General features: G+C 41.5%; 11 protein-coding genes. 6 read left to right on the top strand and 5 right to left on the bottom strand.

Annotation, left to right across the window (positions count from 1 at the left end):
- Positions 1-670 precede the first annotated feature (670 nt).
- The 3 genes from LA303_RS03350 to LA303_RS03360 all read right to left on the bottom strand — a co-directional run bounded on the left by LA303_RS03350 (position 671) and on the right by LA303_RS03360 (position 5,204).
- Positions 671-1,642 carry an IS110 family RNA-guided transposase gene (locus LA303_RS03350; RefSeq protein ID WP_240525754.1) on the bottom strand — a complete coding sequence of 324 codons (972 nt, stop codon included), beginning with the start codon at positions 1,640-1,642 and terminating at the stop codon, positions 671-673.
- A 1,832-nt stretch (positions 1,643-3,474) separates the two neighbouring features.
- The gene (locus LA303_RS03355; RefSeq protein ID WP_240526521.1) at positions 3,475-4,080 is read right to left on the bottom strand and encodes an RNA polymerase sigma factor; all 606 of its coding nucleotides are present in this window, start codon (positions 4,078-4,080) and stop codon (positions 3,475-3,477) included.
- Positions 4,071-5,204 (bottom strand): glycosyltransferase, encoded by a 1,134-nt coding sequence (locus tag LA303_RS03360; RefSeq protein ID WP_240526522.1) that lies wholly within the window; start codon positions 5,202-5,204, stop codon positions 4,071-4,073. The genes LA303_RS03355 and LA303_RS03360 overlap by 10 nt, the downstream gene beginning before the upstream one ends.
- A gap of 144 nt (positions 5,205-5,348) precedes the next feature.
- On the opposite strand from LA303_RS03360, the gene tgt reads away from it, so the two are divergent.
- Together tgt and LA303_RS03370 are read left to right on the top strand one after the other, a co-directional pair.
- Positions 5,349-6,479, top strand: a complete 1,131-nt coding sequence (gene tgt, locus LA303_RS03365; protein WP_240526523.1) for a tRNA guanosine(34) transglycosylase Tgt — start codon at positions 5,349-5,351, stop codon at positions 6,477-6,479.
- An 83-nt stretch (positions 6,480-6,562) separates the two neighbouring features.
- The gene (locus LA303_RS03370) at positions 6,563-7,642 is read left to right on the top strand and encodes an LptF/LptG family permease (protein ID WP_240526524.1); all 1,080 of its coding nucleotides are present in this window, start codon (positions 6,563-6,565) and stop codon (positions 7,640-7,642) included.
- 88 nt (positions 7,643-7,730) lie between these two features.
- On the opposite strand, the gene hutG is transcribed toward LA303_RS03370, so the two are convergent.
- Complete coding sequence (gene hutG, locus LA303_RS03375; protein ID WP_240526525.1) at positions 7,731-8,738, bottom strand: formimidoylglutamase; 1,008 nt, start codon at positions 8,736-8,738, stop codon at positions 7,731-7,733.
- 182 nt (positions 8,739-8,920) lie between these two features.
- On the opposite strand from hutG, the gene hisS reads away from it, so the two are divergent.
- Together hisS and hutH are read left to right on the top strand one after the other, a co-directional pair.
- A complete protein-coding gene (hisS, locus tag LA303_RS03380) occupies positions 8,921-10,285 on the top strand; it encodes a histidine--tRNA ligase (protein ID WP_240526526.1) in 1,365 nt (454 codons plus the stop codon).
- Between the two features lie 62 nt (positions 10,286-10,347).
- Positions 10,348-11,868 (top strand): histidine ammonia-lyase, encoded by a 1,521-nt coding sequence (gene hutH / locus LA303_RS03385; protein WP_240526527.1) that lies wholly within the window; start codon positions 10,348-10,350, stop codon positions 11,866-11,868.
- Here hutH and LA303_RS03390 read toward each other — a convergent pair.
- Positions 11,865-12,200 carry a thioredoxin family protein gene (locus LA303_RS03390; RefSeq protein WP_240526528.1) on the bottom strand — a complete coding sequence of 112 codons (336 nt, stop codon included), beginning with the start codon at positions 12,198-12,200 and terminating at the stop codon, positions 11,865-11,867. The genes hutH and LA303_RS03390 overlap by 4 nt on opposite strands.
- A gap of 121 nt (positions 12,201-12,321) precedes the next feature.
- On the opposite strand from LA303_RS03390, the gene LA303_RS03395 reads away from it, so the two are divergent.
- Positions 12,322-12,750, top strand: coding sequence for a hypothetical protein (locus LA303_RS03395; RefSeq protein WP_240526529.1), 429 nt, complete (start codon positions 12,322-12,324; stop codon positions 12,748-12,750).
- An 85-nt stretch (positions 12,751-12,835) separates the two neighbouring features.
- The gene (locus LA303_RS03400; protein WP_240526530.1) at positions 12,836-13,537 is read left to right on the top strand and encodes a hypothetical protein; all 702 of its coding nucleotides are present in this window, start codon (positions 12,836-12,838) and stop codon (positions 13,535-13,537) included.
- Positions 13,538-13,769 lie beyond the last annotated feature (232 nt).

The following is a 13,769-nucleotide window of genomic DNA, read 5'->3' on the forward strand; positions in this document are numbered from 1 at the left end:
CGGGCTGGTTGCTCATAGTCCTCGGTCGGGGGTCGTATCGGCTAAGCGTTTGCGGGGGCTTCCGTTGGTCGCCCCGCCTCCGCAAGCCTCCAGCCGTCTCCCGTCCTGCGGGCTATCCGCACCATCCCTGCCGCAGATGTCTCTTTTCAGATCGAATCAGACCTGAAAAGTGGCGTGTGCAGGGTTTTTACTGACAAAAATTGTTTTTTAGCCAGGATGAACCTGAATCTGTTCTTGTTTCGTGCGTATAATGTTCACGAATTTAGGGGGTATTTTCAATGCCTTTCGCTTTTCTGTGGAAATGCGTTCGCGTTGCGCAAACGCGGACGAGGAAAGGATAACGGCTGTGTTTTTTTTACTTTTTTGTGGAAAGTAGGACGGTTACTTTTGTTTAACCCTTTCAGGGTTATCCATTTTCTTTATTGTTCTTTCCCTGCACTTCGTACAGGGTTATTTGGGTTTAATCCCTTCGGGATTAGATGCCCACAGGTTTTTCGTTGAATAAAATGTTTGTAAAATCCCAAAAGACAAAAAGACAAATCCCAAAAAAATCCCAAATTTCAAAAATCAATCGGTTTGTCCTGCTGAGCAACGCGAAGCATCTCTTTTAACAGTCGTGATTATTTTTAAGATCCTTCACTGCGCTGCGCTTCGTTCAGGATGAACTGTGTTAAAAAGCAAATATTTTTTCATAATTTTCTTCGTATTTATTCAATTTTGTTCCAATAGCATAGGCCTGTCTTAACAACTTATTTGCAATTGCAATTTTTATAACTCTTTCGGGCTTTCCTTTTTCTGATAATCTATCATAGAGTGCTATACATTGACTATTGTGTTTTTTTGCTGACCATGAACATAAATACAATAGCTTGCGTATATATCTGTTCCCCATTTTTGTAATGTGTCCTTTTCCGTTTATACTTGTCCCTGATGAAAATATCCTGGGAACCAACCCTACGTAAGAAGATAATCTCTTAGCATTGTCAAATTTTTGAAAGTTATTGGTAATTGCTATCAGGATGGCCGCTGTTTTTGGTCCAATACCCGGAATAGATGTCAGCGCATTAAATGTATTGGCATAATGTATTTTTATTTTTTCAAGTATTCCGGCTTCCAGTTTAGCTATTTTCAGTTTAATCGTTTTTAACAATGCTCTTAACTCACGCATTACTTTCTTGTCGCAATCAGGAAACCGGGAAAATGCTTCCAGTTGATTATGAAGCATGGTTGCCTGTTTTTGCAAACCTTCAATGGCAGAATGAATTTGCTGAACCTGCATAATCACCGGCTCATCGGGTTGCCACAAAACGGGTTGTTCTGATTGGCCATATAAAGCGATCATCAGGGCATCTTTTTTATCCGTTTTGGCTTTTACCATTCGCATTCTTACGAAGTGTTTAATCTGCAATGGATTAACTACGGATACTTTTACCCCTTGTTTAAAAAGAAACCGGGCTAAAAACAGATAATAAGGGCCTGTTGCTTCCATTACACAGAGATCCTCTTTATCAATAATCTTCATAAACTTTGTAAACCCTTTGGCATCATTACTGTATTTGAAAAAAGAGAACTTTTCATCTTTTTTTTGAAAAGCAACATCAAAAGTTAATTTTGATACATCAATTCCTATAACTTTGCACATGACAAGATGTTTTTATCAGAAGGGATTCTACTTTGTCTTTTCAATCCTAAATACAGGCTTTCATGCCTAACGAACTGTTCAAGATTGAGTAGAAAGGAGAAAGGGACTATCATCCTGAACGGGCTTTTTTAGCCTAATGACAACCATTAGTCTTTATCTTTCTCCTTTTTCTCTTCTGATTGGTTAATAATTTTCAAACTTAACACTTCCTGTAATTATTTCTTTTTGCAAACATAGGATGACAATAAAATATGGTAAAACACTGAAAATCAACGGTTCACTATTCGCTATTCACCATTCATCACTCAACATTCATCATTGACATCAAACATACGAGTACCTCAAATACCTAAAGTGGGAAATCACAAAAAGACAAAAAGACAAATCCCAAAAGAAATCTCAAATTTCAAAAATCAATCGGTTTGTCCTGCTGAGCAACGCGAAGCATCTCTTTTAACAGTCGTGATTATTTTTAAGATCCTTCACTGCGCTGCGCTTCGTTCAGGATGACAATAAAATATGGTAAAACACTGAAAATCAACGGTTCACTATTCGCTATTCACCATTCATCACTCAACATTCATCATTGACATCAAACATACGAGTACCTCAAATACCTAAAGTGGGAAATCACAAAAGAAATCTCAAATTCCAAAAATCAATCGGTTTATCCTGCTGAGCGTAGCGAAGAATCTCTTTGAACAGTCGTGATTATTTTTAGATCCTTCACTGCGCTGCACTTCGTTCAAGATGACAATAAAACATGGTAAAACACTGAAAATCAACGATTCACTATTCACTATTCACCATTCAGCACTCAACATTTATCGTTCAACATTCATCATTGATATCAAACATACGAGTACTTCAAATACCTAAAGTGGGAAATCACAAAAAGACAAAAAGACAAATCACAAAAGAAATCTCAAATTTCAAAAATCAATCGGTTTGTCCTGCTGAGCAACGCGAAGCATCTCTTTTAACAGTCGTGATTATTTTTAAGATCCTTCACTACGCTGCGCTTCGTTCAGAATGACAACAAAATATGGTAAAACACTGAAAATCAACGGTTCGCTATTCGCTATTCACCATTCATCACTCAACATTTATCGTTCAACATTCATCATTGACATCAAACATACGAGTACCTCAAATACCTAAAGTGGGAAATCACAAAAGAAATCTCAAATTCCAAAAATCAATCGGTTTATCCTGCTGAGCGTAGCGAAGAATCTCTTTGAACAGTCGTGATTATTTTTAGATCCTTCACTGCGCTGCACTTCGTTCAAGATGACAATAAAACATGGTAAAACACTGAAAATCAACGATTCACTATTCACTATTCACCATTCAGCACTCAACATTTATCGTTCAACATTCATCATTGACATCAAACATACGAGTACTTCAAATACCTAAAGTGGGAAATCACAAAAAGACAAAAAGACAAATCCCAAAAGAAATCTCAAATTCCAAAAATCAAACGGTTTGTCCTGCTGAGCAACGCGAAGCATCTCTTTTAACAGTCGTGATTATTTTTAGATCCTTCACTACGCTGCACTTCGTTCAGAATGACAATAAAATATGGTAAAACACTGAAAATCAACGGTCAATATTCACTATTCACCATTCATCACTCAACATTTATCATTCGTCCTTCCCAATGACCAATGACTTTTTCCCATTCATCGGTTCATCATTCTACATTTATCGTTCATCACTTGTCATTGACATCAAACATTCCCACATTGTACATCCTCACATCTTAAACATCCTTCCATCCAAACATCCTTCCGTCCCACATCCCCACATCAAACATCCGGTAGGCAGTGCTAAATCCTCTCCTTCGAATTTTTCAGGATGTTGTACAAAAACTCGCGGGCTCTGAAAAGCTGGGCTTTCACCGTTCCGAGCGGAAGGTTGAGTTCTTTGGTGATTTCTTCGTAACTGTATTCTTTGAAATAGCGCAGCTCAATAAGTTTTTTGTAATGTGGTTTCAGCTTATCCACTACTTCGTGCATCAGTTTGATTTTTTGCGAACGGATGAATTGTTCTTCGGGGTCTAAATTTTCGTCCGGCAAACGGGTTGGCTGGTCTTCTTCGGTTTGGCCGGGTAAGCCATCAGCGGCGCGTGCTGTTTTGCTGCGGGTGCGCATGTAATCGATGCAGTTGTTGGTAGCAATTTTAAACAGCCAGGTGCTGAAAGCAAATTCGGGGGTGTACTGGTGAAGATTTTTGAATGCTTTCCCAAAAGCTTCGATGGTTAAATCTTCGGCATCATGCGGGTTTTGGGTCATTTTCAGCATCATAAAGTACAGTCCGTCGTAATAATGATGCAGTAATTCGGCATAAGCATGTTGGTCACCGTGATCCAGTGCCCTGCGGATAAGTTTATAATCCCTTCTTCCTTTTTCCGTAAGGTTTCTGCTTATTTCCATCGGGCCTGTTTCGTAAAAAATCCCATAAATCCGGTCATTGCCATTAAAATGAAGTGAAAGGGTTCCCACCAAAGCGAAAATAACAAGATTTGTTTTTCCTTCAACCGATTACTTAAATTTTTATAAATAATAATGCGGGTGATCAAACGCAGTAAAATTCCTGTTGCAAGTATTCCTGAAATGATAAGGTTGTCTATGAGAAATAGCAAACCCACAAGGCCGGTATAGTAAAAACCCATACTGGCAGTAAATATTCCCAACAGAAACTTATAACGAAGTTTATATTTTTTTCCGGTGGTCAGGTGGCGCCGTTTTTGTTTAAACCATTCGCTAAAACGGTGTTTGGGTTCCGAATAAACAAACGATTCGGGGGACAATTCCACCTGGGTGTTTTCTTTCCGGGCTACCTGATTGATAAACAAATCGTCGTCACCCGAAGCAATATCGTAATGCGAAATAAACCCTTTGTTTTTCAGGAAAAGTGACTTGCGGTACGACAGGTTACGCCCCACACCCATGTACGGTTTTCCCGCAAGGGCAAACGAAAGGTATTGTAAGGCAGTGAAAAAGGTGTCGTAGCGGATCATCCGGTTCAAAAACCCTTTTTGCGGATAATAAGGTCCGTAAGCAATAACGATTTCTGTTTGCTTGTTGTAATGAGAAGCCATCCGGCTGATCCAGTAAGGCGATGCCGGTTTGCAGTCGGCATCGGTCAATAATAAAACTTCGTGGGCCGCCGATTTGATGCCGATGGACAGCGGGAATTTTTTCCCGTGGAAAAAATTCAGGTCGCGTTCGATGGTAATTACCTTCAGGTGCGGATACCGGTTTTGCATCTCTTTCAGGTAGTCGGCGGTTTCGTCATCGGAAGCATGGTTAACCACTACGACTTCAAAATCAGGATATTTTTGGTCGAGAATTGCCGGCAGGTTTTTTTTCAGATGATGGTATTCGTTACGGGCAGCAATAACGACGGAAACCGGGGGTTGTTCTGTGGTGGCAGGCGGTTGTTTTTTTAAAAAAGCAAGTCGTGAAAAAATTCCCCAGTAAAAGATAAGCTGGACGAGAAGTCCGGTTAAAAACAACGATAAAAAGATGATTTCAACAAAAGTAAAGTGGGTCATTTGCCGGAAAATTTTAACGGCGCAAAGGTATTGAAAATCTCGGGGTGGTAAAGGCCGAAAATCGATTTTCCGTTTTGTGAAATTATTACCGGTAGTTTCCGTAAGATGGAAATGCCCTATCTTTGCCGAAATTTTTGAAGATCTATGCAGTTTGCGTTACAGAAAACCGATGACAAGACATCGGCGAGAGCAGGAGAAATCACCACAGATCACGGAAAAATACAAACACCGATTTTTATGCCGGTGGGTACAGCCGGAACTGTAAAAGGAGTGCACATCCGTGATGTGAAAGAGGATGTAAAAGCCCAGATTATTTTGGGAAATACCTATCATCTTTATTTGCGTCCGGGAACAAAAATCATTGAAGAAGCCGGCGGGTTGCACCGGTTTAACGGCTGGGACGGAGCCATTCTTACCGACAGTGGCGGGTACCAGGTTTATTCGTTGTCGGGAACCCGTAAGCTGGATGAGTCGGGTGTTCTTTTTCGCTCACATATCGACGGTTCAAAACATCGTTTTACACCTGAAAATGTGATCGATACACAACGTAGCCTCGGCTCGGATATTATGATGGCTTTTGACGAGTGTACGCCGTATCCGTGTGATTACGAATATGCTAAGAACTCGTTGGATATTACCCATAAATGGTTGGCACGGTGTGTAAAACGGGTAGAAGAAACATCACCGAAATATGGTTATGGACAGAGTTTGTTCCCCATTGTACAGGGAAGTACATTTCGCGATTTACGGATAAAATCGGCAGAAGTAATTGCCTCGTACGGGGCTGACGGAAATGCCATTGGCGGCCTTTCGGTGGGCGAACCCCACGAAGTGATGTATGAAATGACCGCACTGGTTTGTGGTATTCTTCCCAAAGACAAACCCCGTTACCTGATGGGAGTAGGCACGCCGGAAAATATTCTGGAAAGCATTGCCCTGGGGGTGGATATGTTTGACTGTGTGATGCCGACGCGTAACGGGCGGAACGGAATGCTTTTTACAAAAAACGGAATTATCAACATTAAAAATAAAAAGTGGGAAAATGATTTCAGTCCGGTTGACCCGGAGGGAACCTCTTTTGTTGACCGGCAATATTCGCGGGCTTATCTGCGTCATTTGTTTGCTGCCCGGGAACTGTTGGGCGGAATGATTGCCAGCCAGCACAATATTGCGTTTTATCTTTGGCTGGTGCGCGAAGCCCGGAAACATATTCTTGAAGGGGATTTTGCCCAGTGGAAAGCACAAATGATTCCAAAGATAAAACAGCGGCTGTAACAATAAACAGGGATGAACCGATAAAAAAAAGATGTATCTTTCACCATTGTTAAAATAATTTTTTCCCGGAGAAACAGGATGCGATGAAAATTCTTGACTGGTATATTATTAAAAAATATCTGGGAACTTTTTTCTATTCCATCACTTTGTTGATTTTGGTGGTGATCGTTTTTGATGTTTCGGAAAAAATTGATGATTTTATCAAAAACAATGCTCCGCTGCATGCCATTATTTTTGATTATTACCTCAATTTTATCCCTTATTTCGTCAATCTGTTTATTTATCTGTTTTCGTTTATTGCCGTAGTGTTTTTTACATCCCGGCTGGCGGGAAATACGGAAATCATTGCCATGCTCAGCAGCGGGATCAGTTTCCGGCGGTTGTTACGGCCTTACATGATGGTGGCGGTTTTTCTGGCTATATTTTCTTTTATGCTGCGCAGTTTTCTTATCCCGGTAACCAATCATAACCTGCGTATTTTTACCAACAAATACATTAAAAAACTGGTCAAGGATCGGGAACGGAACATTCATGTTCAGCTGGCTCCGGGAACTTTTGCTTACGTGGAGTCGTATAATATTAAGCGGAAAACCGGCTATCGTTTTGCTCTTGAAAAATTCGATGGGGAACGGATGGTTTATAAACTGAATTCCAGAAAGATCATACGGGATACAGTAACTCACAAATGGGTGATTTACGATTACTATATTCTGAAATTTGACAGTCTGGGCAATCAAAAACTGCTGAGCGGATACATGAAAGATACCACGTTGCCGCTAAAGCCTACCGATCTGTATAAAATTAAGCATCGCTATGAAGAGATGAACTATTTTCAGCTGAACGAATATATCCGAAAGGAAAAAGAGCGAGGCTCCCTGTCGTACAAACATTACGAAGTGGAAAAATACAAGCGGTTTGCCGGTCCGGTGGCTATTCTTATTCTGACATTGTTGGGTGTGGCTCTTACCAGCCGTAAAGTCCGGGGTGGGATAGGAATGCACTTGGGGCTGGGGCTGTTGCTTGCTTTTTCGTACATTTTGCTGATGCAGATTTCGGTGGTTTTTTCCACTCAGGGAAACCTGCCTCCGTCCATCGGAGTTTGGATTCCCAATTTTATCTATTTGATTATCGCCCTTTATCTGTTGAAAAAAGCGCCGAAATAACCGGGCGAGGATGTTTGGATGGAAGATGTGGGGATGGAAGGATGTTTGATATTTTGGCATTTCAGGCTCAAAGATCAGGCATTATTTTTTACAAAATCAAATTAACATCCGGTTTGTAAAGGGTATTCAGTAGCGCAAAGATTAACACCGATGCCAGTTTGGCGGTTTGTTCGTCATCGTCAAAACGGGGGGCTACTTCGGCAATGTCGAAACTTACCAGATGGGTGTTTCTTGCTACATGTTTGATGAGCCGGAGTCCGGTTTCGGGAAACATTCCAAATGGCTGAGGTGCACTTACGCCTGGTGCGATGGCCGACGAAAAAACATCGGTGCAAACGGTCAGATAAGTCTTTCCCCCTTTGGCAAAAGCATCGATTTTATGAAAAGTGTCTTCCAGGGGTTTGTTTCGCATGGCTTTGCATAAAACATATTGTGCTCCCAGGTGATTGGCACGGTTGAACAAACTTTTGGTGTTGGCTGATTGCTGAATGCCCAAAACGAGATACCGAAATGGTTCTCCGTTTTTCCGGTTCATATCCGCTATTTGGCTGAACATGGTTCCTGAACTGATTCCGTTGTGCCAGGGACGTAAATCGAAATGAGCATCCAGGTTGACAATAGCCGGTAAAGGTTCACCCCGTTCTTTAAAAAACCGGTGCAATCCCAGATAATGTCCAAAAGCTATTTCGTGACCGCCGCCTAAGAGCACCGGAAACATTTCTGCCTGAAGAAGTTTATAAACCGCTTCTGCCAACAGTTCCTGTGACTGTTCCAGATTGTTTTCGCATAAAATATTTCCGGCATCAAAAAGGTTGACATCCGAATTAAAATAAGAGGGCAGGTTGGCCAGCTGTTTGCGAATGCTGTCGGGTCCTTGTTTGGCTCCCGGGCGGCCCAGATTTCGTTTTACACCTTCATCGGATTTGAATCCTAAAAAACAAAAACTGAGTTTTCTCTCTTTTTGTAAAGGTTTCCGTAAATCCAAAAACTGCATCAGCTGGTGCCAGCGGTAAGCATCCGGATCATGAAGGTCATCAACCCGGCCTGTCCATATTTCCTTTTGGGCGGGTTTGTATAAATGCTCGAAATCGGTCATTTTTTCAGTACTTATTGAAATGAAAATAAGAAAGGTAAAAATAGGTTTTTTGGTGAAAATGGCGGTTATTTTGGCGTTTTTTGCCGGTGGATTTCAGATGGGCTGGGTTTGCAAAAAATTATTCACGGTTTTCCTGTTTGAATTTGTACTTTTGCATCCGGAAAAAATGATAAGAAACTTTTATGGCACAAAAACCATCCATTCCGAAAGGAACCCGCGATTTTGGTCCGTTGGAAATGAACCGCCGGAACTATATTTTTACCACCATCCGGAAAGTATTTGAAAAATATGGTTATCAGCCGATTGAGACGCCGGCAATGGAGAACCTGAGTACTTTACTGGGAAAATACGGCGAAGAAGGAGATAAGTTATTATTTAAAATTCTGAATTCGGGTGATTATCTGGCAAAGGCTGATCCGGCGTTGTTAGAGCGTAAAGATTCGTTGCGGTTGAGTACCCAAATCAGCGAAAAAGGACTGCGTTATGATCTAACGGTTCCGTTTGCCCGTTTTGTGGTGCAGCACCGGAATGAAATCTCTTTTCCTTTTAAAAGATATCAGATGCAACCGGTTTGGCGGGCCGATCGTCCCCAGAAAGGGCGTTATCGCGAGTTTTACCAGTGTGATGTGGATGTGGTGGGCTCTGATTCGCTGTTGAATGAAGTGGATTTGGTGCGTATGATCGATGAGGTGTTCCGGAAACTCCAGATCAACGTGGTAATTAAACTGAATAACCGGAAAATCCTGAGTGGGATTGCCCAGACTATTGATGCGCCTGAACTGCTGACCGATATCACGGTGGCGATGGATAAACTGGATAAGATTGGCGTGGAAAAAGTTTACGAAGAGTTACGGGCAAAAGGTCTTTCGCAGGAAGCCATTGATCAGCTGGAACCCATCTTGAATTTGAGCGGAAGCAATACCTCCAAATTAATTTGTCTGAAAGAACTTATTGGTCATACTACTGACGGCTCAAAAGGAATTCAGGAATTGACGACTCTTTTTGATTATCTGGAAGATGTGGATTTAAAGGCAGAGGTTGAACTGGACCAGTCGCTGGCACGTGGACTTAATTATTACACCGGGGCCATTATCGAAGTAAAAGCCGCTGATGTGCAAATGGGAAGTATTTGCGGTGGCGGTCGTTATGATAACCTGACGGGTATTTTCGGTATGCCCGGGGTGTCGGGCGTGGGCGTTTCTTTTGGCGCTGACCGGATTTATGATGTGTTGACCGAATTACAGCTGTTTCCCCAGGAAGCCGCGGCATTGACACAGGTGTTGTTGGTCAATTTTGGTGAAAAAGAAAGCCGTTATGCTCTGAAGGTTTTGCAAAAATTACATCAGGAAAATATTGCTGCCGAATTGTATCCTGAACCGGCTAAAATGAAAAAACAGATGAAATATGCCGATCAGAAACAGATTCCTTATGTTTTATTGATTGGCGAAGAAGAGATGAACAGCGGAAAACTGACATTGAAAAATATGCAAACCGGTGAGCAGCAAAAAGTGGATGCCGATGCATTATCCGAAATTTTGAAAGAATGATCTTTGGTGTCACGGGTTATTTTTTGTGACCTGTGAGATACGAATTATAAACCTGTGAAAATATGGACAATTTTCATCTTATCAGTAATCAAAAACTCACTTTTAAAACCGTTTTTACGATTCTGAAAAACGGATATAAATTAAAGCTTTCTGAGGAGTCGAAAGCGCAAATTATTGCCTGCCGGAATTATCTCGACAAACGTATTGCGGAAAATGACGAGCCCATTTACGGTATTAATACCGGATTTGGTGCGTTATACAACAAAAGTATTTCGTTTGAAGACCTAGGGCAGTTGCAAGAAAATTTGGTAATGTCGCATGCCAGTGGAACCGGCGAAGAAGTGCCTTCCGAAGTGGTGAAGCTGATGTTGTTGCTGAAAATCAACTCGCTGGCTTACGGTCGTTCGGGCGTGCAGCTGATGACGGTTCAGCGGCTGATCGATTTTTTTAACGAAGGAATTTTTCCTGTCGTTTACCAGTTGGGATCGCTGGGTGCTTCCGGTGATCTGGCTCCGTTGGCGCATATGTCTTTGCCCTTGCTGGGAAAAGGAGAAGTAATTTATAAGGGCGAGAAACGTCCGGCCATGGAAGTGCTACAAGAAAAGGGAATGGAACCCATCCGTTTGCAATCGAAAGAAGGGCTCGCATTACTTAACGGTACCCAGTTTATGAGTGCTTACGGGATTTATTCCGTGCTTAAACTGTTCCGGCTTTCCGATATGGCCGATATTATCGGGGCTTTGTCGCTGGATGCTTATGACGGTAGGATAGAGCCTTTTTACGAAGGATTACATACCATCCGGCATCATTTGGGGCAAGTGCAAACGGCCCAGCGTTTTCGCGAACTGCTTGATGATAGTGAGATCATTAAACAACCGAAAAAACATGTTCAGGACCCTTATTCGTTTCGTTGTATTCCCCAGGTTCATGGCGCTTCAAAAGATGCCATTAATCATGTCGCTTCGGTGTTGTCAGAAGAGATGAATGCGGTAACGGATAACCCGACGGTTTTTCCTGAAGAAGATTTGGTGATTTCCGGCGGGAATTTTCATGGTCAGCCACTGGCTTTGGCATTGGATTATTTGGCTATTGCTGCTGCTGAGTTGGGAAATATTTCGGAACGCCGTACGTATCAGTTGATTGCCGGAAAGCGCGGACTGCCTTCTTTCCTGGTGGCTAATCCCGGTTTGAATTCGGGTTTTATGATCCCCCAATATACGGCCGCTTCCATTGTGAGCCAAAATAAGCAACTTTGTAGCCCGGCTTCGGTGGATTCCATTGTTTCGTCACAAGGACAGGAAGATCATGTGAGTATGGGGGCTAATGCTGCTACCAAAGCTTACAAAGTGGTGATGAATGTAGGAAGAATTTTGGCCATCGAACTGTTTAATGCGGCTCAGGCATTGGAATTTCGCAGGCCATTAAAAACGTCGTCGTATCTTGAAGATTTCCTGCAAAAATACCGTCAGCGGGTTCCGTTTGTTCAGCAGGATAAAATCATGCATGATGAAATAGAAAAGTCCATTCAATTTCTTTATGAAGTGGAATATGAATTACCGGATGCTTTGATTCCGGGAATTTAATTCTCGAAGATCATGCGGTAAGGACGCTCTATTTCAGCAGCCAGCTGGGGAATAGAGATATATTTGCTTTCGCGACGATACTCACGGCCGTCAAAAAACAAAATGAGAGTGGGATTGGAAAAAACCTGATAGCGAGCCGGAAGTTCCGGGTATTTCTCCGAATTGACAAAAGCCAGTTTGATATTTGGAAATTCTTCTTCAACCAGTTTAATCACTTTTGGCCGTAAACTCAAACAAGGGGCACAATGGTCGTTGTAAAAATAAAGCATGGTTGCCACATTGTCTTTTACATGTGCTTCCAGTTGCTCCGGTGTCTGCAGTTCGTTTTTCATTTTAGATGCTGTTTTTGAAAAATGGCTGCAAAAATACAATTTCCGGATAATCGTACAATATTTTTTCAGGGTTCCCCAATTTGCTTTAATTTCGCGCTGTCTTTTTACAAAAACAGACCACATGACAGCAGAAGAAAAAATAAAACCCGGATTTTTGAAAGTTTTGCTCATTCTTACTTTTATAGGAAGCGGAATGACAATGTTGTCTAATTTGCTGATATTTACCTTTTTCGATCAGATGAAAATGGTGGTAACCACACAAATGGCAAATTATACTTTTATGGGAACCAAAATGGATTTCACTCCTTTTTTTGAGATCAGCCCCCTTTTTTATCTCATACAAGGTCTGCTGTCGGCACTTTCGCTGAGTGGTGCTATTTTGATGTGGGATTTAAGAAAACTGGGTTTTCATCTTTATACCATTGCCCAGATTTTATTACTGATTGTACCCAAGCTGTTTATTAAAGGACTTCCTTTTCCGGGAATGGAACTGCTGATTAGCTTTATTTTTGTGTTTTATTATTCGCGGTTCTTAAAAATCATGCGTTAAAACCAGATGAATCCCGTTTGCTTTTGATGGAAGGTTGTGTTAATTTTGTCTGTAAACTTTTTTTGGATTTTATAGAACAGAAAACATGAACTTTTCCAGATTTTTCGTTTTTGTTGCTTTTTTGTTGGCTTCATCGGGCTTATTTGCCCAAAGCGAGTCAACGGTTTTGACGTATGGAGATTTTATCCAGTTACGACAAAGCCGGCCGGTGGGGAAGCAATCGCTTAGCCTGTCGGAAATTTCGGGCTCTCCGTATCTTAACGTAAAGTATCAAACCGGCTCGGTATTGACCAAAAAGGGGGTAAAATATGTTCATATCCCTCTGCGCTATAATATTTACAGCGATGAAATGGAGTTCAGAAACAAGAACGGGAATGCACTAATTATCACTTCTCCGGATAATATAAAGGAAATTAAAATGGGAGATACGGTTTTTGTTTACGTCCCTTATCTTGCTGATAAAAAGCTGCATAAGGGTTATTTCCAGCTACTTAATCACGGAGCCGTTGAAGGGCTGGTCCGTTACCGGGTTGAATTTCAGCCTGCCCAGCAGGTTGGTGCTTATACAGAATCCCAACCGCCTAAGTTTATCCATTATTCTCCTCTTTTTTATGTGCGTCCTGCCGGTCAACCGGCTGTTGAAGTACATAAGGTAAAAACCCTGATCAACTTATTGGGAGACCACAAAAAAGAATTGCAGGCTTTTGCCAAAAAAGAAAATATTAAATTACGTCGTGCCGAGGATTTAAGGAAAATACTGGATTATTACAATAGTCTGAAAAATTAAAACGGTCTGCTGAAAAAGATGGCTGTTTAACCTGTTGGTTTTAACATTGTTTATCCGGTGATGTTTCTTGCGTTAGTGTGAAATTTTATGCCTGGTTTTCTTTTTTTGAGCGGGGCGAAATTACCGGGCTGCCGGATTTATTCTTTGTTTCCTGAAAATTATGGGATAAATCTCCCCTTTTTCTGATTATTTTTTATTAAAAAACCCTTTCGTTTTTTAATTCCCTGCAACT

Source organism: Candidatus Sulfidibacterium hydrothermale (assembly GCF_020149915.1).
Taxonomy (GTDB): domain Bacteria; phylum Bacteroidota; class Bacteroidia; order Bacteroidales; family F082; genus Sulfidibacterium; species Sulfidibacterium hydrothermale.

What these genes read in the sequence shown, in the direction of transcription:
- hutH (WP_240526527.1), top strand. Translation starts at nt 10,348, where the DNA reads ATGGACAATTTTCATCTTATCAGTAATCAAAAACTCACTTTTAAAACC.
- LA303_RS03390 (WP_240526528.1), bottom strand. Translation starts at nt 12,200, where the DNA reads ATGAAAAACGAACTGCAGACACCGGAGCAACTGGAAGCACATGTAAAA.
- LA303_RS03370 (WP_240526524.1), top strand. Translation starts at nt 6,563, where the DNA reads ATGAAAATTCTTGACTGGTATATTATTAAAAAATATCTGGGAACTTTT.
- LA303_RS03360 (WP_240526522.1), bottom strand. Translation starts at nt 5,204, where the DNA reads ATGACCCACTTTACTTTTGTTGAAATCATCTTTTTATCGTTGTTTTTA.
- LA303_RS03400 (WP_240526530.1), top strand. Translation starts at nt 12,836, where the DNA reads ATGAACTTTTCCAGATTTTTCGTTTTTGTTGCTTTTTTGTTGGCTTCA.
- tgt (WP_240526523.1), top strand. Translation starts at nt 5,349, where the DNA reads ATGCAGTTTGCGTTACAGAAAACCGATGACAAGACATCGGCGAGAGCA.
- hisS (WP_240526526.1), top strand. Translation starts at nt 8,921, where the DNA reads ATGGCACAAAAACCATCCATTCCGAAAGGAACCCGCGATTTTGGTCCG.
- hutG (WP_240526525.1), bottom strand. Translation starts at nt 8,738, where the DNA reads ATGACCGATTTCGAGCATTTATACAAACCCGCCCAAAAGGAAATATGG.
- LA303_RS03350 (WP_240525754.1), bottom strand. Translation starts at nt 1,642, where the DNA reads ATGTGCAAAGTTATAGGAATTGATGTATCAAAATTAACTTTTGATGTT.
- LA303_RS03355 (WP_240526521.1), bottom strand. Translation starts at nt 4,080, where the DNA reads ATGGAAATAAGCAGAAACCTTACGGAAAAAGGAAGAAGGGATTATAAA.
- LA303_RS03395 (WP_240526529.1), top strand. Translation starts at nt 12,322, where the DNA reads ATGACAGCAGAAGAAAAAATAAAACCCGGATTTTTGAAAGTTTTGCTC.